The sequence below is a fragment of the Tumidithrix helvetica PCC 7403 genome (assembly GCF_965232925.1).
GTDB classification, from domain to species: domain Bacteria; phylum Cyanobacteriota; class Cyanobacteriia; order Pseudanabaenales; family Pseudanabaenaceae; genus Tumidithrix; species Tumidithrix helvetica.
This window is the reverse complement of sequence record NZ_CBDDRA010000016.1, coordinates 111,396-132,745: the sequence shown is the minus strand read 5'-3', so window position 1 is coordinate 132,745 and position 21,350 is coordinate 111,396. Positions and strand designations below refer to the sequence as shown.

17 protein-coding genes are annotated in these 21,350 nt (G+C 46.4%); 4 read left to right on the top strand and 13 right to left on the bottom strand.

Annotated elements, in window-relative coordinates; genetic code table 11:
- Nucleotides 1-252 precede the first annotated feature (252 nt).
- Nucleotides 253-1,647 (bottom strand): argininosuccinate lyase, encoded by a 1,395-nt coding sequence (argH, locus tag ACP2WE_RS15830; RefSeq protein ID WP_425216510.1) that lies wholly within the window; start codon nt 1,645-1,647, stop codon nt 253-255.
- Nucleotides 1,648-1,888: 241 nt separating this feature from the next.
- On the opposite strand from argH, the gene ACP2WE_RS15825 reads away from it, so the two are divergent.
- On the top strand, nt 1,889-2,479 hold the full coding sequence (locus tag ACP2WE_RS15825; protein ID WP_425216509.1) for a cob(I)yrinic acid a,c-diamide adenosyltransferase: 591 nt from the start codon (nt 1,889-1,891) through the stop codon (nt 2,477-2,479).
- 45 nt (nt 2,480-2,524) lie between these two features.
- On the opposite strand, the gene ACP2WE_RS15820 is transcribed toward ACP2WE_RS15825, so the two are convergent.
- The 7 genes from ACP2WE_RS15820 to ACP2WE_RS15790 form a co-directional block, all read right to left on the bottom strand.
- Nucleotides 2,525-3,598, bottom strand: coding sequence for a 3-deoxy-7-phosphoheptulonate synthase (locus tag ACP2WE_RS15820; RefSeq protein ID WP_425216515.1), 1,074 nt, complete (start codon nt 3,596-3,598; stop codon nt 2,525-2,527).
- A 188-nt stretch (nt 3,599-3,786) separates the two neighbouring features.
- Complete coding sequence (locus tag ACP2WE_RS15815; RefSeq protein WP_425216514.1) at nt 3,787-5,142, bottom strand: cytochrome P450; 1,356 nt, start codon at nt 5,140-5,142, stop codon at nt 3,787-3,789.
- A gap of 79 nt (nt 5,143-5,221) precedes the next feature.
- Entirely contained in the window at nt 5,222-5,956 is a 735-nt protein-coding gene (locus ACP2WE_RS15810) for an FHA domain-containing protein (protein WP_425216508.1), read from the bottom strand.
- Between the two features lie 21 nt (nt 5,957-5,977).
- Nucleotides 5,978-7,267, bottom strand: coding sequence for a vWA domain-containing protein (locus ACP2WE_RS15805; protein ID WP_425216507.1), 1,290 nt, complete (start codon nt 7,265-7,267; stop codon nt 5,978-5,980).
- 20 nt (nt 7,268-7,287) lie between these two features.
- Entirely contained in the window at nt 7,288-8,310 is a 1,023-nt protein-coding gene (locus tag ACP2WE_RS15800) for a PP2C family protein-serine/threonine phosphatase (RefSeq protein ID WP_425216506.1), read from the bottom strand.
- Between the two features lie 170 nt (nt 8,311-8,480).
- The gene (locus ACP2WE_RS15795) at nt 8,481-10,706 is read right to left on the bottom strand and encodes a serine/threonine-protein kinase (protein WP_425216505.1); all 2,226 of its coding nucleotides are present in this window, start codon (nt 10,704-10,706) and stop codon (nt 8,481-8,483) included.
- Nucleotides 10,707-10,763: 57 nt separating this feature from the next.
- Nucleotides 10,764-11,984 carry a hypothetical protein gene (locus ACP2WE_RS15790; protein WP_425216504.1) on the bottom strand — a complete coding sequence of 407 codons (1,221 nt, stop codon included), beginning with the start codon at nt 11,982-11,984 and terminating at the stop codon, nt 10,764-10,766.
- A 452-nt stretch (nt 11,985-12,436) separates the two neighbouring features.
- On the opposite strand from ACP2WE_RS15790, the gene ACP2WE_RS15785 reads away from it, so the two are divergent.
- Nucleotides 12,437-13,525 (top strand): WD40 repeat domain-containing protein, encoded by a 1,089-nt coding sequence (locus ACP2WE_RS15785; RefSeq protein ID WP_425216503.1) that lies wholly within the window; start codon nt 12,437-12,439, stop codon nt 13,523-13,525.
- Here the strand turns inward: ACP2WE_RS15785 and ACP2WE_RS15780 are convergent.
- Complete coding sequence (locus tag ACP2WE_RS15780; protein WP_425216502.1) at nt 13,522-14,658, bottom strand: glycosyltransferase; 1,137 nt, start codon at nt 14,656-14,658, stop codon at nt 13,522-13,524. The genes ACP2WE_RS15785 and ACP2WE_RS15780 overlap by 4 nt on opposite strands.
- An 83-nt stretch (nt 14,659-14,741) precedes the next feature.
- Between ACP2WE_RS15780 and ACP2WE_RS15775 the strand changes: the two genes are divergently transcribed.
- The gene (locus ACP2WE_RS15775) at nt 14,742-15,158 is read left to right on the top strand and encodes an EVE domain-containing protein (RefSeq protein WP_425216501.1); all 417 of its coding nucleotides are present in this window, start codon (nt 14,742-14,744) and stop codon (nt 15,156-15,158) included.
- Nucleotides 15,159-16,370: 1,212 nt separating this feature from the next.
- Nucleotides 16,371-16,730 (top strand): 30S ribosomal protein S6, encoded by a 360-nt coding sequence (gene rpsF / locus ACP2WE_RS15770; protein ID WP_425216500.1) that lies wholly within the window; start codon nt 16,371-16,373, stop codon nt 16,728-16,730.
- Nucleotides 16,731-16,795: 65 nt separating this feature from the next.
- Here the strand turns inward: rpsF and ACP2WE_RS15765 are convergent, their stop codons facing one another.
- The 4 genes from ACP2WE_RS15765 to glpX form a co-directional block, all read right to left on the bottom strand.
- The gene (locus tag ACP2WE_RS15765; protein WP_425216499.1) at nt 16,796-17,725 is read right to left on the bottom strand and encodes a ParB N-terminal domain-containing protein; all 930 of its coding nucleotides are present in this window, start codon (nt 17,723-17,725) and stop codon (nt 16,796-16,798) included.
- On the bottom strand, nt 17,722-18,582 hold the full coding sequence (locus ACP2WE_RS15760; protein ID WP_425216498.1) for a ParA family protein: 861 nt from the start codon (nt 18,580-18,582) through the stop codon (nt 17,722-17,724). Before ACP2WE_RS15760 ends, ACP2WE_RS15765 begins: the two co-directional genes overlap by 4 nt.
- Before the next feature lie 161 nt (nt 18,583-18,743).
- Nucleotides 18,744-20,063: a glutamyl-tRNA reductase gene (locus tag ACP2WE_RS15755; protein WP_425216497.1), complete on the bottom strand. Its 1,320-nt coding sequence runs from the start codon at nt 20,061-20,063 to the stop codon at nt 18,744-18,746.
- A gap of 173 nt (nt 20,064-20,236) precedes the next feature.
- Entirely contained in the window at nt 20,237-21,274 is a 1,038-nt protein-coding gene (gene glpX, locus ACP2WE_RS15750; protein WP_425216496.1) for a class II fructose-bisphosphatase, read from the bottom strand.
- Between the last annotated feature and the right edge of the window lie 76 nt (nt 21,275-21,350).

Sequence of the window (21,350 nt, the reverse complement as noted above, 5' to 3'; positions counted from 1 at the left end):
AAATCGGGGATCTCTTTGAGATAGTCAATTAAGCTCTTTTCCACGTCTTTCAGACTAAATATAGGTAAACAACCATATATTTACCTATATTTATCTTTTTTATTTCTTCTATCTCAAGAATGAAACAGCCCTGCTCTTGCAAAGGGGGGATGAAGGAGGGTAAAAGTAGAAATCTATACGAGGTTCTAGATTTCTCAAACACTCTCTAAGACTAAATCCCTTACCACTTCAGAAACCGTCGTCATTAGCCGTTTATGGCATTAAGGCTTTTTTGGCGGCTTCTAATTGAAGGCGGACTTGATCGAAACCCGTGCCCCCATAGCTATTGCGCACTGCGACAACTTGAGCGGGCGCGATCGCGGCAAAAATATCATCCTCAAATTTGGGATGGAAAGATTGCCAGCGTTCTAGGGATAGATCCTTCAGCAAAATTCTTTCGCTCGTGCAGGTTTTTACCAGTTTTCCTACCAAGTTATAAGCTTCGCGGAAAGGCACGCCCTTAGCAGCAAGATAGTCAGCTACGTCCGTGGCATTTGAGAAGTCTTCCGCAACGGCTGAGGTTAAACGTGTCGGTTGAAATTCAATCCCTTCAGAGATCAGGACAGTCATCGCTTCTAAACAGGAGCGAACCGTGATCACCGCATCAAAGATCGCTTCCTTGTCTTCTTGCATATCTTTGTTGTATGCAAGCGGCAGTCCCTTGAGCAACGTGAGCATGGCTTGAAGATGGCCGAATACCCGTCCCGTTTTTCCTCTTACCAATTCGGGCACATCGGGATTTTTCTTTTGGGGCATGATGCTCGAACCCGTACTGACGCGATCGCTGAGCGTGACAAAGCTAAACTCTTGCGACGACCAAAGAATTACCTCTTCTGAAAGCCGGCTGAGATGCACCATAATCAAACTGGCAGCACAGAGAAATTCCACGGCAAAATCTCGGTCGGATACACCGTCGAGGCTGTTATTGCCTGGGGCGCTAAATTCTAGTAACGCGGCTGAATAGTGGCGATCGATCGGAAAAGGAGTCCCTGCCAAAGCCCCAGAACCCAGAGGACAGATATTTACCCGACTGTAAACTTCCGTGAGGCGTTGCCAATCGCGTTGTGCCATCTCAAAATAGGCAAGCAGGTGGTGCGCCAAACAGACAGGTTGCGCCCTCTGTAAATGGGTATAGCCCGGAATCATGGTGTCGATATGTTGCTCGGCTTTCGCGACAAGAGCAGCTTGCCAAACACGCAGATCGGCTTGAATTTTTTGGATTTGATCGCGCAGGTACAGGCGGACATCGGTGGCAACTTGATCGTTCCGCGATCGCGCTGTGTGTAATTTCTTCCCTGTATCTCCCAGTAGCTCAGTCAGGCGGCGTTCGACCGCAAAATGCACATCTTCTGCTTCTAATCCTGGCGTAAAATAGCCATCCCGATATTCTTGACGAATTTGCTCTAGCCCTTTGACCAGTTGCTCCCCTTCTTCGGCGCTGATGATGCCCACCTTCGCCAACATTTGGGCATGGGCTTGCGAACCCGTCAGATCGTACTCGATTAAGTGAATATCAAACCCAATGCTGGCATTAAAACGAGCGATCGCAGGGTTTAGTGCAGTCTCAAAACGCTGACTCCAAGGCTGATTAACGGGCTGTTGGCTCATATTTTGCTGAATTAAGATTGGGGGGTTAGAAGATAAAATCAGAAGTGTTACTTATGTCTGATTTTTGCATTTTGGCTTTACATTTTATCGTAGTCTATATAGCGATTCCCCCACATTGATAGGGTTTAATAGTAGCCATAAACTTTTACATCCCTGCGATCGCGTTAATTTGCAACGAACAGCTTGATCTATATCTAGTGTCTGGTATGATGCTCAAACCTACTTGAAGCACTAGATTTATATGGTTGCCCAAATCAAAACCACTCAAGTGAACGCCACGAAAGCAGTCCCAACCGATCGCGCTCAACAAAATCGTAAAAAGGAAAAACAGCCCCCCGTGACCCTGACTGTAACCCCTCCTAAAGGAACCATTCAAGTATTTATTGCCCCAAATCGCAGTTTGTATGCCGATGTCATCGCCCAAGCCCTCCGAATTGCAGGGCAAGGTACATCTGTACTCGTGATCCAATTTTTTCAAGGTGGAATTAACCAAGGTGTAGCCAATCCTCGCCGCCTCGGAGAAAACCTAGAGTGGCTGCGCTGCAATGTCGATCGCAACATTGACGATTTGGAACGAGAACTCACAGAAGCTGAAATTGAGGCTGTGATAGAACTCTGGCAATATGCCAAAACCGCAATTCAAAACGGTGACTATGGGCTCGTTGTCTTAGATGAAATTGGTTTGGCAATCGAGCGATCGCTCTTTACTGAAACAGAACTGCTTGAAGCATTAGAAAAACGCTCCAGCCAAGTTGATGTCATGCTCACAGGTGCATCGATCTCCGCAAAGATCCTCGATAGTGCCGATCAGGTGACCAAACGCCGCAGTTAAAAGAATAGGGGTAATTCATGAATTACCCCTATTCTTTTGTTACAACTATTTCAATCGACTGGTTCTGACGGCGTTACCCAGCGATCGCAGCATTTCCGCAGTGGTGGCAAAGTCTACACAGCCATCGGTAACGCTCTGACCGTAAACCAGTAGGGACTTATCTTTAGGGATGGACTGCTTGCCAGCAACCAAATGACTTTCAAGCATCACGCCCACAATATACTGAGAGCCAGCCTGCACTTGTTTGCAAATGTCTTGGAGCACATCAGGTTGGCGCTTGTAATCTTGACCGCTATTGTCATGGCTGCAATCAACCATCATGTAGGGGGTAATCTTGCGTGCCATCAACCGATGGGCGATCGCTTCCACATGCACCGCGTCGTAGTTGGGGCCTAGTTTGCCACCGCGTAAGACCAAGTGCCCATCAGGATTTCCCGTGGTGGTGACAATACTGGCAATGCCTTCATGGTTGATACCGAGAAAACGGTGACATTGATGGGCTGAGAGCATCGCATTTACTGCTACGTCGATACTGCCATCCGTGCCATTCTTAAACCCTACAGGCATAGAGAGTCCCGATGCCATCTCGCGGTGGGTTTGACTTTCTGTGGTTCTTGCCCCAATCGCCGTCCAAGAAATCACATCGGCAATGTACTGGGGAATAATCGGATCCAATAGTTCAGTCGCCGCAGGCAGTCCCAGTTCAGCCACATCGATCAGCAATTGACGGGCAAGGCGAATTCCCATGTTGATATCGAAACTGCCGTCGAGATGGGGATCGTTAATCAACCCTTTCCAACCTACGGTCGTGCGAGGTTTTTCAAAGTAAACCCGCATCACGATTTCCAAGGCATCGTCTAATTCTGCGCGTAATTGTGCTAGTTTTTCGGCGTACTCCCGCGCCGCCTTAACATCGTGAATCGAGCAGGGCCCAACGATCACCAAAAGGCGATTGTCTTCCCCATTCAAAATGTGACGGATGCGATCGCGGGCGCTAGCCACCACATTCGCCACGGATTTGGTAAGGGGCAAATCGGTTTTAATCGCAACAGGAGCCAGCAACGGACGCGTCTCTACCACATGGAGATCGCTGGTTTTAGGCTGGCTAAACGCAGACAAACTTTGCTCGGCAATAGGTTTTGGAGAATTTGTCCCAGCGCGATCGATCTGTTTTGAGTCCAGCACTCGTTTTGGCTCCTAAAAAATTTAATCTACATTCGTTTATTTTAGGCGATTCATTACCCATGCGTAAACGATGGAATCAATGAATCGTAATGAATCTTACTTTGGTCAGGCATGACCATTTCTTAAGTAGAAGAGCATTTTTGAGTCATCACCATCTGCACGCCTCCCGCAGGAGACAAGGTAAATCCTCGTCGTTGGGGCTTAATCGGGCGATCTTCGACCAAGGCAAGTTGGTAATTGGCTAAAACCGTTGTCAGAACTAATTTAATTTCTAACTGGGCTAGGGCATATCCCAAACAGCGACGACTACCGCCCCCAAAGGGAATATATTCAGAAGGCGAATACTGGCGCTCTAAAAATCGTTCGGGTCTGAATTGCTTAGGCTCGGGATATAGGTCTTCGCGATTATGCACGAGGTAGATACTTGGCAGTAAATAGGTCTCTGCCTCAAACTGATAGCCTGCGATCGCGATCGGCGATTTGGTGATACGAGCAAATAAGGTCGGAATCACTGGATACATTCGCAAGGTTTCTTGACATACCGCTGACAAGTAAGGAAGTTGAGCGACCTCCATAAGATTGGGAGATTCCCCCAAACTGTCAAGTTCGCTTAGCAGTTTCTCTCGCACGTCCGCAATGCGATGGATTTGATAGAAAGCCCAAGCGAGGGTTGTGGCTGTGGTTTCATGCCCCGCAAACAGCATGAAGATCAGTTCGTCTCTCAATTCCTCATCGGTCATTGCTTGTCCCTGCTCGTCCCGCGCCGCCATCAGCAAGCTGAGGATATCTGTCTGTCCGCGATCGCCTAGGGCTCTTCTCTCTGTAATTTCTTTTAGTAGCAGTCCGTGAATTTGGCGTTGTCGTTGCTTCATTCTTCCCCAAGGACTCCATTCTCCCCAATCTTTCTGTAAGAATGGCATCAATAGCATACTAGAACGTAAAGGAGAATCGATCATGTCGAGCCAATCAGAGAGTAAGGTGCTGAGTTGCTGGTAGCGTTCCCCTTCGCTCAAGCCAAAAACAATTTGCATAATTACTGCCAAACTGATCTGCTGCATGGAAATTCGCACAATAAAGGGTTGACCTACTTGCCATTGGCTTGCAACCTGCTTGGTAAGTTGGCAGATCTGTTGGGAGTAGATTTGGAGCCTCTCTCCATGAAAGGGTGGCATTAATAGTTTGCGTTCGCGGCGGTGGCGATCGCCTTCCATCATCATTAAAGCGTATTGCCCAACTAGGGGTTCGGCAATTTTGTTCCCTCGTCCTATATCAAACTGCTTGGCATCTTGGTTAAAAATCTCCTGAATCATTTTCGGATCGCCAATCAGGACAAACGATCCGAGTCCACTCAAGTGCATCGTAAAGATGTCACCATATTTTTGGCGGTAGATGTCCTGAAATCCTAACGGATCGGCGATCCAACTTAAGAGTTGCCACCAAGCAGGCTGAGGGATGGAATTAGGCAGATTGCTCAAAATGAAAGTCCTTCGCGAGAGAACGAACACAAACTAGATTAACAGAAGTACCCTCAAGCTTAATAACGATATCTTTGTAACATTATCGAATTGCTTTCACCTCAATACAAGTCCAATGTCCGAGGGTGAAGCGATCGCCACTTTTAAGAGGCATATCTACCAAAGCTTTAATTTCTATCCCATTCAGAATTGTGCCATTGGAAGAACCAATATCGCGCAGTACGAACGAGCCATCGGGTTGACGATTTACCAAGGCATGACGAGAGGAAACGGCATCATCATAATCGAGCGGGATTTCGGGATGAATGGCGCGTAACTCACTGGTACGTCCGATCAGGTTGCTGGGCTTTTCTAATCGAAAGGTCGTAGAAGCGCGATCGCGGGGAGGGGGCGGACTGTCTGCATAGGCAAGCGATGGATCGATAGAGACGATCAGCTCCCATGCCAAGATCTTGCTGGGTTCGCTACTTGAAGCCTCGCTATTTACCGAAGGAGTTTGGGTGAGTGGCACTGGATTTGAAGCGATCGCCGCTTGTTTCACTGTCGCTATCGAAGGAGGAGGCGTAGGAGTTAAGGCGACAGGAACCTCTCCATGACCGCCCGTTAGAAAATTATAGCCGCAAATTTCACAAAATTTACCGCTTCCGATCTCATGGGGTGTAGCACAGTCGGGGCAGACTTGAGAACTTGACGAATTGGAAGTTGGCATTGCGCCTGCGATCGCAGATGCGACACTTCCCGCAATCTTAACCCCACATTCAGAGCAGTAGTCTGACTCAACCGATGCGTGACCTTTAGAACATTGATAAGTTGACATAAACTATATGGACATAAACAATTAGCGATCTTTAGGAATACGAGTCGTTTTGGTAGAGCGAGTTTCTAATGCCATAGCATCTTCCTTGGCAACTTCGCGTTTTAGTTTGACCGTGCCTGTGGGAGCATCTTCGATATCCACTACGGTTCTCAACAGCTTTGCGGTTGCTTCGTTCCCAGAGTTATGGGCAAGTTTAACCGCCTTACCGAGTTTGACAGTTGCGGTTTCAACATCCCCTCTGGCGCGTGCTTCCAATCCCTCTTGAATCGATTGTGCTAGTTCTGCCTGTCCAGTGTAATGGGCTACTCGGCGATCGATTTTGGTTGATTTGGCATCATCATCTGTCCAGATCGCCAGAATGCGAGCTTCGGCGACTTTATCCTCGATGCCATCCACGGTACAAATCAGGCTGGCGCGACCTGCTAACATTTCATCTCCGACATTTCCTGCATTCACCTCAATGCAAAAGTGGTAATCTCGCGATTCTGCTTTACCCCATGCTCCTGTGGGATACTCCATGACCTGTGGCTTAATAACTCTGCCGCGATCGCTGAGTTCGGCGATTTCAGGACTAACCTGTTTGCAGAAGAGAATTTTGGCTCCCTGCGGCGTCCAAATTCGCATTGCCACATCGCTAATACTCTTGCTCATGGCTTTGTCGAGGATGTTGCGGAAGTCTGCCTCGATCGCGGCGGGGCTGGGAATAATATCGGTCGTTCCTAAAAGCTTGCCAGCAATTTTCTGAAGTTGGGCAACTTGCCAATCCGTTCCCACTCCACGGCAATCGCATTGAAACATACCTTCGCAGGCAAGTAGGGCAGTAGTAAGCGGACGTTCGTCCATCTTGTCATTTTGTCCGTCCGTTAGCAGCAGTGCTTGACGCAGGGCATTGGGCATCCTCTGAAACTGTTCTAGGGCTTTGGTGAGCCAAGTCGAGATTGCCGTAGTTCCGCCAGCTTGAATGCCTTTAATCGCTGCGATCGCACGTTGTTTGTTCTCAGGTGTTGCTTTGGCGAGCGAAACGGTTAGATTGGCGCGATCGCAGCCCGTAACCACAAAGAAGAAGACATTCTCTGGCAATAAATTTACCAACTGAATCATGGCGTTTTTGGCAGCATGAATCTTATTTCCCTCCATGGAGCCCGAGACATCACAAATAATGCCAAACAATTTCTCACCGTTGGTAGTACGTATAGGGGCAGAGGTTGCCGCACTCCCTTCGGCTGAAACGGTCATGATGGCATGAACTTCTCTCGCTCCCTGTGGCAAAAATTGATTTTGAAAAACTTCAGCTTTAAACTGCATAGACATAGAAGATACTATTTCGATCTTTAGGTTAAGTATAGAACTGCAACGGTGATGTTATCGTGTCCGCCCTGCGATCGGGCAAAATCAACCAAGTGACGACAAATTGTGGTGGCATCCCCACCAGATACCTGTTGTGCTGGGATCTGCTGGATTAACGCAAAGATTTGTGAAGCTTCTGGTACATAGTTCCATAACCCATCTGTACATAGCAATAGATAACCCGCCGCTGGGATTGAGAAATCGATCGTAGAAGGCTCAGCACTGTCTTTGACATCGGCTCCTAACCAGTTTGTGATCGCGTGGGCATTTGGCGATCGCAGGGCTTCGGCTTCCAACATTTTGCCAGACGATACCATATCGTTCAGCCAGGAGTCATCTACCGTTAGTTGTTTAGAATTTGACTCAGAACTAGGATCGATCCAGTAGGCGCGACTGTCGCCCAGCCAACCAATCGTGGCAATACGCCCCTGCTCCTGCTCGTGATTTTTGTGAATGACTGCTGCCACAAGCGTGGTAGAGGGTGGGTCGGCACTGACATGGGGTTTGTAAGGAATTGCCGATACTGCTTGCAAAGCTGCCGAGATCGCCGCACGCATTGCCAACTCAGGCGTCTCACCCTGATTCAGTCTAGTACGAAGAACTTCAGCGGTGGTCTTTGCGGCGGTTTGGGAGGCAAGTTCGGGAGTTTGCGAACTAGAAACACCGTCGCAGACAACGAGAATCTGGGCTTGGGGATTTTCTAAGGACTCTAAGGCGAGAAAATCTTCATTGCTGCGATGCTTTAGTCCTCGATCGCATACCCCTGCAAGATCCTTTGATAGCAACACTTCAAAGCGATCGCGATCGACCGTAGGATTGCGAAAGCCGCAGCTAGAGCAATATCCCTCGACATCAATCGCCGTGGATGAGGCTCCGCACTTGCTACAGCCATTTACTTGAACAGCTTTTGGGGGATCTGGGGGAACATCTGCTACCAGTGGGATACCGCATTCCTCACAAAAGCGATCGGTGGGAAAAACGACAATTTGGCAATTGGGGCAATTCATATCAACGAACTATCCATTTTGTTGTAAAAAGAATCAAGAATTGCAGTCATTCTCTAGAAGTCAATTCCAAAAAATTGAGATAAGTATTTCACCTAATAGCTTAGAATACCCATTTTCTTTATCCAGCGATCTTGCTCTTGGCAAAACCCATAGAAGAACGCAGAAACCTATTAAAACAGCGTTCTCGGTCTGACGCGGTTGGCTTCATCCACTAAGCGAATTTTTTCATCACCCGTTGCCAAATGTGCCATGGCTCTGAGCGACCGTTCTAAGCCCTCTCGCAAATGAATTTCCTCTAGGGGGCTTCCTAAAATGGTCAAGCTGGTTGTGGGGGTAAGCGATCGCGAAGTGACCAAATTGAGTGCCGTTTCTAACACCTGCTTGGTGAGTCGATAGCGTTCCATGCCTTCGAGTGCAATGGTTTCGATCGCCGTACTCGCATTTTTTAACTCTTGGCTGCTCGGCGCAGAGATCTTTGTATTAATTAACGTTCGGGTAATCTCTACACGCGATCGCGCAAAAAGACTCGATGTTTGCGGAACCTGCTCTAACGCAGACACTGCACCATTGCGATCGCCAGTCGCCAAAAGGCAACGCGCCAAACCAAAAGCAGCCGTAACATAGCTGGGGTCAGTATGACAGACGAGTTCGTACATTTTTATCGCGAAGGGATAGCGCTGCGCTCTCTCTGCGGCAAGCGCGAGGGCTAACTTGGGTGCTAGCTCCCCAGGGAGATCGAAATAGACCTGATCGAAGGCGGCTTGAGCGTCTTTATATTTACCCTGCGCCATCAGCGATCGCCCCCTGTACCAAAGAATACGCCAGTCCCAAGCATCGAGTGCTTCTACCTTTGCTAAGACAGATTCCACTTCCGTATCGGTTGCCGTATCAATCAGGGCATTGGCTAGTCTCAGCAGCGCCTCAGTAGATTTTGGTGTCTTTTCGACGACCTGCCTTAGGTTCTCTACTCGTCTGGTAGGGTTGGCGATCGCACCCGCATTTAGCAGTGCGTTAAACGCTGGGTCGCTCGCATCTAGGGTGGGAATTGGGAGCTGATGGTAGTCAGCCAAAATCGGGGTAAAATCATTGCTCGCCGCGATCGCCAGCATATCCCCCCCAAATAGGCTGCTAGAGGCAGGGCGGGGTGTTTTGGTCTCAACTGCCACGATTTCGCGCAACACACCTAAGAGTTGATCCGCCATTTCGTCGGCAGATTGGAAGCGATCGTCGGGATTCTCTGCGGTAGATTTTAAAAGGAATCTGTACAGAGACTCCTGTTCTCTAAATAGAGGTTCCTCTTCGGGACTGGGCAATGTATAGAGATGCTCTTTACTAAAGCCACGAATGTCTGTCAGTAAGACTGCCAGCGTTCTGCCAATTGTATAGAGGTCGGAAACAACGGTTGGGCCTTCACCTGCCTCAGGGGCGCTGTAACCGACCGTTCCGTAGATATCCCCCGTGAGATCGTCAATGCGTCTGACGCCTCCCATGTCAATCAATTTGACATCATTGCCTTCCACCATGGCATTATCGGGTTTGAAATCGCAGTAGACCAAACCCTGTTGGTGCAGATACGAGAAGGCAGATAGAATGCGATGGATATAGGCGATCGCTTCTGCCACAGGCAAGGCACCACGACTCTTGCGAATTTCCTTGAGCGTCTTACCGCCCACATATTCCATGACGATGAAGCCTTCCGTGCCATACTTGACAAAGTTGTAAATCCCTACGATATTCGCGTGCTTTACCGAGGCAAGAAATTGACGTTCGGCGACAGCAACGGCTGCACTGGCGGCATCTTCCGTATTCAATAGCCCCTTGAGTACGACATAGCGAGATAGGGCTTTATCAAAGCCGAGATAAATCCAACCTAGTCCACCATAGGCGATCGCTCCCTTAACCTCATATTGATCGAGAATTAAATCGTGGGGCTGAAGCGAAGGAATGAAGGAAAACTTCTGGCCGCACTGACTGCAAAATCCCTTTTCTCGCTTGAGCTGATTATTGCAATTGGCGCAATAGCGCTTGTTTTCAGGCACTTTTGCTTCCAACATAATTGCCTTTTCAGGCTCGGTAGAAGGCAACTCAGGAATAGAGACTAACCCTGCCCCCAACTGTTTGCGACTGCTGCGACCCGATGTCGGACTCGTGCGCCGCGACCCCTTAGAACGATTGGTGAGCGGCGAGGAACCAGTTCCAGTTGTAATTGGCGAACTCCTTCCAGTTCCTTTTCCACTTGTTTGAGGTGAAGTTGGAGAATTTGTGCCCGAAGTCATTCTTGCCGCGCTATATTGTCCCGCACCCGAAGATTTTGTTGCAGCTAATCCACAGACATTGCAATATCCATCCTCAATAATGCCCGTACATCCACTGCGATTGCAAGATTCACCGTCCATTAGAATGACTCCACTTCAGATTGACAATCCGTTTAAAAATTCGTTTGAGCATAAGACTCAGCCACAGGCTTTTGATTTAGAATTTAGCATAACCTCATATTGCTTGACCGTTTCTTCTGCTTGATTTAACGGGGTGGGGCGCGTATAAAGGAGTTGCTTCGCTCGATCGGCTAGGATGGCTAACTGCATATCCTCAGCATGTCCCTTGGCGATCGCTTTGGCTTTCAGCGCTTCAAGTCGTCCGCGCAACTCTTGGCGAGTCTGGAGCGATCGCCGATTTGCCGCAATATTTTTGGTCTCGATCGCGATATATTCGCTAATCTTGGTCGTGCAATTCTCTAAGCCCACGCGCACAGGGCTGCTCAGCCCTTCTTTGAGCTTGCTTTCCAATCTTTGCAACCATTGCCCCACTGCCTCAATGTACTCCAAAGGTAAAGGAGGGAAAAGGTCAGCACAATCGGTAATTTTTTCTTGGCTTTCGGCAAAGGCGGCGATCGCTTCTTGGTTCAATGCAGTTAATCGTTTAAGTAGCACCTTGGCATGGGTAAACCCGTCATTTAGCTTTGCTTGGGCGCGGACTAATTGGTCGAGATCGCTTCGCATCTTGGCGGTTAACCGTTCGATATCATCGAAACTCGCACGAGTCCCTAGCGGATCGGTCTCGATCCGATCGCGTATAGCAGCGATCGCTTGTCTAGATGCCTCTAATTCTCTAAGGTCGATTGCCCCTATGGATTCACCCTGTTTCTGTATAGTTACAATTTCAGCTTCTGCTCGATCTAGCTGCGGCTCTAAGTCAGACCAGATCAGATCGACTGCTATCACGGTCTCTTTGACCACCTCAAAAGTTTTCGCCATAGCCACCAGCAATTGTGTTGGTGTAATCGCATGGATGGTCTCTGCGGCTGAGAGCAGTTCTCTTTGGGCTAGGGGCGTTCTAATCGCTGGCAACTGAATCGATGCGGTGGTCAAAATCTGGAGAATTTCTTGGGCTTTTGGCTCAGAGCCTAAAAAGCGGGGCATAGCAGCTCGGAGACTTCTGGCTTTGTCGATAGTTTGGGTTAGCAAGTCAAAGTGCTGAAACAGTTCGTTCAATGCCTCTAGCGCGGGATCTATTTTTATTTTAGAGATACCTGTAAGTTTGACAGGGCTAAATCCCGCTGCTCCCGACAATCTTTGGTAAGTGAGGAGACCGCATAGATCGATCAGATTTTGACTGATCGGGTCAAGTTTGTTTTTCCAGTCAGCCAACAACCGATCGATTTCTTCTAAGACCATAGCAATTGTCCAAGACTACCCTACATCAATCATGTTACGCTCAAGCAAAGCGATCGAGCAAAGTAGCCGTAGAGGTTTGGGTTCCGTGCTCCGTGTGGTTTTTCAAAGAAACGTCGCATTGTTTCTTTGAAAATGGTATCAATATTTGATTTAGAGATGTCTTTGTTTTTAGAAAAGTAGCATAGCCGTTCAAAATAAATCCCAATTTAAAGAATAGCTTCACTATTCTTTAAATTGGATTGCAAGTACATTGGAGGTATATGCGTTAGTCAGTATCGTGCTAGAACCAATGAAGCTGCAACGCTCATGACCCTGATTTGTAAAGCTCAATGAAACATTTCGGGCAACTTACAAGTCTATGATGCAACCAATTCAATGGCAAAACCCCTTTATTGTTTTGTGTGTAAGTTCTCAAATTCTCAGAATATTTGTTCTATTCATTTCTGTTTATCATGACGTTAAGTATTTTGTCTTTGGGAGTATTGCTGGTTGGAGCTATCCTCCAACAGCCAAGTTTTGCGAGTTCCGCTACAAATCCCAGGCAGGATATGCAGATCGTCCAATCTTTCCCGTCAATTCGCATTGGTGCTAAAGCAGTGCAGGAGTTTAAGGCAAATGATACAAGCACGCTGAGCGTTACTTTTAGCCCCGATGGCAGCAAGCTATTGACCACTTCCTCAGCAGGATTAACGAAAGTGTGGGACAAGAGTGGAAAGCAGACCTTAGAGTTTAAACAAGGGGACAATATTATTTGGGCGGCAGCTTTTAGCCCCGATGGTATGCAAATTATCACAGGTGCTCAAGATAAAGTGGCAAGGCTTTGGGATATTCAGGGTCAGTTATTGACTGAGTTTACAGGACATAAAGACTGGGTAAATAGCGTTCATTTCAGTCCAGATGGACAAACTATATTGACCGCTTCTTCCGATGGCACAGCTCGTTTGTGGAACCTCAAGGGAGAATTACTTAGAGAATTTAACGGACATCAAGGGAAAGTCTGGAGTGCTTGCTTTAGTCCCAATGGCAGACTGATTGCCACTGCTTCGTCCGATGGTACGGCAATTGTTTGGGATTTACAAGGACGTATTATCAAAAAACTGCAAGGGCATACCGATTGGGTGAGACAGGTAGTATTTAGTCCAGATGGGAAGCTTATCGCTACTGCCTCGAATGATGGAATCGCTAGACTTTGGAACCTCGATGGTGAAACGATCGCACAGTTTAAGGGTCATCGCAGCGTTGTCAGGAATGTCGGATTTAGCCCTGATGGGCAGTTTTTGGCTACGACCTCTCAAGATAGAACCGTGCGATTATGGAATCTCCAAGGGAGAGAATTAGATAAATTAGAAGGTCATAAAGACTGGGTAATAGGATTGAGTTTCAGTCCCGATGGGAAGTATATGGTTACTTCATCATCGGATACGACGGTGAAATTTTGGAATATCAGTGAAATGAGAAGACTAGATAGCCCCGGCTCTGTTCAGCGACCGCTTACTAATCGGAGGTCAGTAAGCGATGTCGAACTGAGTCCAAGCGATTAGCTAACAAGTGCGGGTTTGCAAACTTCAATCACGCGATCGTAATAGCCTTGCAGTTGGCGGGTTGCCGCTTCCCAGCCCCAGCGCTCGGCTTCTTGTCGAGCGTTCTGTCGCAGATATTCGATCCCAGAGGAATTGGTTAATAACTTCTGAGTAGCTGTTAGCAACCCATTTGGATCGGAAGGCTCAAACAAATAGCCATTCGCACCATCGGTAACAATGTCAGGAATGCCCCCCGATCGCGCTGCTACCACGGGGCAACCTGCCGCCATCGCTTCTAACAGCACCAAGCCCAAAGTTTCTGTGCGAGAGGGAAACATAAAGGCATCACTAGAGGCGAAGGCAGCAGCCAGATCTTCGCCTTGCAGGTAACCGACAAAGTGGGTGGGCGTATCCGCAAAAATACGTTCTAATTCTTGACGATACGGACCATCGCCAACCAAGGCAAGGCGACTATTGGGAATTGCTTCGAGCAAAGGCAAAATTTGTGTAATTTCTTTCTCTGCTGACAATCGCCCCACATAGAGCAACAGTGTCGCGTCATTGTGACCTTTACTGAGGTGCGATCGCATGGCTTTATTCTTAAATCTGGGATGGAACTTGTCCGTATCTACGCCTCTTTGCCATAAGTCTACCCGTTCTACCCCATGCGATCGTAGTTGTTCCACCATGGCTGTGGAGGTACAGAGATTCAAGGCAGCATTATTATGGGCGGTTTTGATCAACTCCCACATCGTGCCCTCTAAAAAGCCTAACCCATAGTGCTGGAGATATTGGGGTAAATGGGTGTGATAAGAGGCGATTAAGGGCAACTTCATGGATTTGGCATAAAACAAGCCAGCCAGACCCAACACCGCAGGATTCACGACATGGACAATATCTGGTTGAAATTGCTCTAAAGCATAGCCAATCGAAGGGCGAGGTAAGGCTAGTTTTAGTTCGGGATATAAGGGTAGTGGAAAGCCCGACACCCCATAGATTTTTGCACCGCAATATTCGCGAATACCACCATCAGGCGAGAAGACTAACACCTCATCACCCAGTTTTACCAACTGTTCAACGGTGAATTTGAGGCGGGTGACAATACCATCAATTTTGGGCAAAAAGGTTTCTGTGAATATGGCAACTTTACGCATGTGGGGAAGCTATGAGTTGTTCGCATTTACTGTTTCGATCATCATAATATGATGGATAGCACAATATATCCTCAGCACTTAACATGGCGTATTGGTTACTCAAAAGCGAGCCAGATGTTTATTCCTATGCCGATCTAGAGCGTGACGGCAAGACGATTTGGGACGGGGTCAATAACAACTTGGCTCTAAAACATATTCGCACGATGATGCCTGGGGATTTAGCCCTGATTTATCATACGAGCGAGGAGCGCAGAGCAGTTGGTATTGCCGAGGTGATTAGCCAACCCTATGCCGATCCTAAGCTCAATGAGCCCAAACGGGCAGTGGTCGATCTAAAAGCAGTGCGATCGCTGCCGCAACCAGTTACCCTTGCCCAAATTAAACAGGATAGTCGGTTTGAAGGGTTCGATCTGATCAGAATTTCGCGACTCTCGGTCGTGCCCGTCTCTACGGCACATTGGCAACTAATCCTTGAGCTAGGTTGCTCGAACATTGGGTAATTGCTGATACCCTGTCCAGAACTTGATTTTATGCTATCGACCGCTTCTTAAAGCAAGACTTGACAGTATATGATAAAATCCTGAAAAGTGGCGGTAGAATATTAAGTCGTTAGAACCATCCCAAACACGATTTCTAGTTAAACGCTTAGCGAAGCTAAGGCGATTTAACTCAAACGATCGTCCAAATTACCTTCCTATCAGCCTGCGATCGCAATCACAGGTCAGCATGATATGAGCCACATCACACCCCTTGCTACTCGCGTACAGTTAATTCATCAGAAAGCAGTAAGAGGCAAAGGCAATGAACATTTATAAGATCGGCGGTTTTATCTTCAGACTCTACGGCGTAACGCTCTCCTTATTTACTTGCTAGCAGCACCATCAGCCACGGATTCTAATAGGCAGCTAGACTTGTAATTTAAGTTTTGTAAAGCCTATAAATTAAATGAAGGCTTCTGGAATTTTAGAAAATTACGCACTATATTCTCAGGTAGCCAGAATATCGCCCCCAAGGGATCGAAGACAAGTCGCACATCGCCTAAGGTTATATTTTCATACCACTATGTCATCTAGCCCAAAATCAATTCAACGAAGTATTCAGATTGGTACTCATCATCTAGCTAGAGGGACGTCATTGCTTGCAAAAACGTTTGCTCGATGTATTGATAATTCTACCTTTCTGACCAAAGAGTTAAAGATAGAATTCTGTGCGATCCTGCTAAGCGCAATCGTAGATAGTTCCTATCAGCCCAAAACGACGGATCTGACAAAGAAATTAAAAAATAAATCTGTCCACTCAGGTATCAAACTTCTGAAGCGTTATCCTCGCAAAGGGATTGAGGTATTAGTAGATTTAATCATGTTTGAGTTAATCTACAATCAGAACTATACCCAAGACGATTTATTTCAGTTCTATAGTGAAATTTTTTCTTGTTTTTTCGAGCGCAGTTTGGTAGAAGTCAGCGAATAGTTATAGCGAATAGTTATATGGCTTGGCATCCCTATACAGAAGCGATTTCAATATAGTGTTACAGTAACAGCGCTTAACAAATCTTCGCTAGAGCGATCTACGGCGATTGATTTTGCCTTTTACCCAAGTCAGGGACAAATCAGCACAAAATGCGATCGCAGCAGCTATAATAACAAAGCCTTGTTTTTGTCCTGCTAGTTGCAGCCAAAAGCCACATTGTCCATAAGGAAAAAAATCATCTGATGAAGCGTTTATACGAAACCATGTACATTCTCCGCCCCGATCTTAACGATCAGGATACGGATGCAGCGATCGCTAAGTACCAAACCATTCTGCAAAATAATGGTGCAGAGCCAATCACAATTCAACATCGCGGCAAGCGTCGCCTTGCTTACGACATCAAAAAGCACCGTGAAGGCATTTACATTCAAATGAACTTTAGTGCCGAACCTCGTACGGTTGAAGAAATGGAAAAAGTGATGCGTTTAGGTGAAGAAGTAATTCGTTACTTGACGATCAAACTCGATCCAGAGGCAATTGTTGATGTTGCCCTTGCAGAAGATGCCCCAGAACTCGCTACAGCAAGTGCTGTAGCTGAATAATTCTCGATCGATCTCGGTCTTTGAGTTTATATCCTCTTAGCGTTGTGCGTTAAGGGGATATTTTTTTATACCCAACGATCCAGTGTTTTTTCTAGAGTTTTTTTGCCTAGCCCCTTGACTCGTTTCAATAAATCTGTTTGAGAATTAAACTGTCCTTCGTTCCGCGCCGAAATAATATTTTCGCGAATGGTTTCCTTTAAACCAACTCTACTGAGTTTCAAAGCGAGTTGTCGGACTGTAAGGGTATTGATCTGATGTAATACTGTTGCTTCTTTAGAGCTTTCTTGGAGGATCTCTTTGGCAGCAAGTGTTTTGGGTTTGTCTTCTTTCTGAGAACTCGTTTTTTTCTTGGCAGCAGGTTTTTCTTTTTTATGAGTAGAAACATTTAGCTCTTTTTGACTAGGGCTAGATTTTGGTTTGGTCGCATTCGATTTGATCGAGGCAGAAATCGAAATAGATAGGGAATCAAGTCTCTGGCTTAGGGTGGATAAATCTGCATTGAGTATTTGCCCAATCCTTTGAAGTCGCTCTTCTAGTTTCTGCGAATCGATCGCCCTTGCCGAATAGGTATCTAATTTCTGTTCGATTCTTTGAACTTGCTCTGCTAACTTTTGTAAATCTGTGAAAGCATTGATTGTATTGCCCTGCGGATTCTGGGATTTTGGTTTGGATTGATTGGGCAATGCGATCGCAGGTCTCAATAACTGCACTTGTTCCCGAATTGCCTGCTCGTTTTGCGACTTAACCACAAAGGCGCGAATTGCCTCAAAGTCAGAATCAAGCTGATTCGCTTTTACTGCCGCATAATATTCTAAATGTCCCTCCACGACCTCATAGCTCATGGGCGTTTTTTGCCTGAGAATTAAGGGATTAACGATCCCTTTCGATTTCACAATCGAAGTGGCAAGTTGTTCGATAAATTCATCGGAAAACTGCGATCTTGGCACCGATGATGCGATCGCATCGATATCAATGGATTCTGTTAATAGACTCATGGAGTCACACCAATTTTTTTAATTACTTCTATGGCTAAAGCTTCAAACTCCTCGGCAGACTGAGAATCTGGCTTGTAATCAAAGATCGATCTAGGGTCGGGAATGCTCAGGTCTCCAACTGTTACCGTATTATCGATACACTTGGCTAAATCTTCGCGCTGAAAAATTCGAGTTTCAAGCACTGGAAGACCATAACGCGATCGAATTAACTCCTCGGCTTTTGGTAACGAACTTTTGACATAGTTAGCAGTGGTTAAAATCTTTGAAGGCAATACCCCTAAAATCTGTAAAGGCTTTTTTTGAATTGCTTCTCTAAACTCATCAATCTCTTCAATAAAGTTTTTCACATTTCGCAAGCCCTCATTCGCAAAAGGCTTTAAGTCCGATGGAATAATTAAATAATCTGCGACAACCAAAGCAATTTGGGCATAAATATTAAGGGAAGGTGGCGTATCAATCAGCACAAAATCATAGTCACCTTCCACATGTTTGAGTTTCTCAATCAGTCTGGTTTTAGAAAAGGTTTTGTCGATTAGTTCTCTTTCTTTCCAAATTAGGCTGATGTGCGAGGGAACCGTATCGACTTCAGGCGTTGCAAACTGGGTCTTACGCGCAATTCCTGGAATGAAATCCTTTGATTTTGAGATGATCACATGGTAGATATTGCTATCTCTTAAGTCATCGTCATCTTCGTCAGTAAATTTCATCAAGCCTGTTGCAAAGGTCGTATTGGCTTGACTATCAATATCAATGATTAAAACTCTAAACCTGCGTTTACTAAGCGCAGCAGCGAGATTGATCACAGTTGTTGTTTTACCTACGCCGCCCTTGTTATGGTAAACAGCAATGGTTTTCATCTGATTTTTCTCCTTTATAGGGCTGTGAGAAAAGGAATTGTGCCAACAAATTTCTATGCCCCAATATTATCCTCGGCAAGGATAGTTTTTATGCGGTTAGAAATCGAAAAGGGCAAAGATATCTCTGCCCCCTTCTAAAATGGATTTTTCTAAGGTTTTGTCTAGTTGCCAAAACCACCCGTTCCTCTAAGCTGATTTGGGGCGTCGAGATCGAAAAGCATCTGTAAAGTCTGCATGGCACGGCGACGGGTTTCAATATCCTCTTGTGCGCGAAGTTGTACCATGGGGTCGTGCAAAATCTTGTTGATAATACCGCGAGTCAAGTTTTCAATTACATCTTGATGTTTATCTGCAAACTCACTGCCCAGACGTGAAAGTGCCTTTTCCATCTCTTGTTCGCGAATCACTTCCATTTTTTGGCGCAGTTTGCTGATCGTAGGTACAGTTTCTAGCGATCGCCACCAAACATCAAACTCTTCTACGCATTCTTCTAAAAGGACTTCAGCTTGTAATGCCATTTGTCTGCGGCTTTCTTGGTTTTCGGCAACCACAGCCTGTAAATCGTCTACGTTAAAGATATTGACATTCGATAACTCTTTAACATCGTTACTGACATTACGGGGTACAGAGATATCGACCAACATTAAGCCCGAATGATTGTGAATAAACGGCTCCAAATGTTCTTTTGCCACCAAAATCTCTGTAGAGGCAGTGCTAGTAAATACTAGATCGGAAACTGCGACGCATTCAAACAGGCTTTCAGATGTACACACATGAAAATCGACACTTTCGTTGCCATTTCTAAATTGGGCGACGAGTTCCTCGGCTCGTTTTGTAGAGCGATTGATAATTGTAATTTTTTGAGCACCTTTAGACAAAAGATGCTGAACCAGCAAGCGCGACATTTTGCCTGCGCCCAAAATGGAAATGCGTTTATCGACAAGGCTGGATAGCTTAATCTGCGCTAACTCTACCGCAGCAGAACTAATCGACACAGCGCCTGTACCAATTTCTGTTTCAGTACGAACCCGCTTACCTGCTGAGAGTGATTGCTTAAACAGTTGGTTGAGAATGCGTCCAGCCCCATTATGCTGTTGGGCGAGCCGATGCGTATGTTTGACCTGAGCCAGAATTTGTCCTTCGCCTAAAACCAAACTATCTAGACCCGAAGCAACGCGCATTAAGTGCATCACGGCATCTTGGCGCAGCAAAATAAATAGATAGCGGCGTAAAAATTGCAGCGGTAACTGACTAAATTCTGACAAAAACTGCGTGATTTCTCGAATACCGCCCTCAGTTTCGCGTGCAACAACATACAACTCTAAACGGTTGCAGGTACTGAGAATCGCGGCTTCTTCGATATGTGGATAGCTCATTAATTGGGCAGTCGCTGCTTCCACTCTTGCTTCTGGAATGCTCAGCTTCTCCCGTACTTCTACCGTCGCCGTTTTGTGACTCAAGCCAACAACAGCAATATTCATAACTTACTTAAAAATTAAATTTAAATGGTTTTGATTAGAAAATAAAATGATTGATTGTTTATGTTGTTCTTCAGTGGTGTTTCGACCAATGCTGAACTTGCTTTTGCGCTACAAGCGATCGGGAAAGAATCAAAACCCGATCGCTTGTAACCGATCGCTTAACGACTACCGCACTAGTTCAAGCTAATGGTGCGAGGGTTGTTATTCATGTGAATGGTGTCCACAAATCTCACAGTCTTAGATTGACTAGAAATAATCAGAGATTCAGTTCTGGCACCACCACCAAAGAAGCGAACGCCTTCCATCAAAGTACCCGATGTGATACCGCAAGCTGCGAATAGGACGTTCTCGCCTGAAGCTAGTTCGTTGGCATTATAGACCTTATCAGGATCGTTGATGTTCATTGACTTCAAACGTTCGATATTGCTTTCTTTGCTCTCACCGATCAAACCAGTTTTGACGATCGCTGGATCGTAAATCAGTTGACCTTGGAAATGTCCGCCAACGCAACGTAGAGCAGCAGCCGAAATAACACCTTCAGGTGCTGCACCAATACCCATCAATGCGTGAATGTTTGTACCTGCAAAGGCGCAAGAAATTGCCGCCGAGACATCCCCGTCACTGATCAAGCGGACTCTTGCCCCAGCTTGTCTGATTTCGGCAATGAGCCCATCGTGACGAGGACGATCCATAACTACGACGACTAACTCTTCGATCGCCCGATCCATACATTCGGACAAAATCTTGAGGTTTTGAGTAGGTGTGTTGCGAATATCCACATGACCCGCAGCAACCGCAGGGGCTGCCAGCTTATTCATGTAAAAGTCAGGAGCAGCAAACAAGCCGCCTTTTTCAGAAATCGCCAAGACTGCCATGGAGCCATTTTGACCGTAGGCAACGAGGTTTGTACCTTCACAGGGGTCAACCGCGATATCAATTTCTTGAAGTTCTTCAATGGTGCAGAACTCACTAGCATTAGGCTGCGTACAAATCCCTACTTCTTCGCCAATGTAGAGCATGGGAGCATCATCGCGCTCTCCTTCGCCAATTACGATTCGTCCACGCATATGAATTTTGTTCATACGATCGCGCATTGCTTCGACTGCAACTTCGTCAGCCGTATTTTTTTCACCTTTTCCCATCCACTTAGCGGATGCGATCGCAGCCTGTTCGACGACCTCGATAATTTCAAGGCTGATTGTGTTATCCATGCGTAGAATCCCTTTTCCTTAAATATTTCAGAGCTTTAAAGTTTTAAACAAAATAGTTGCGATCTCACAACTTCAG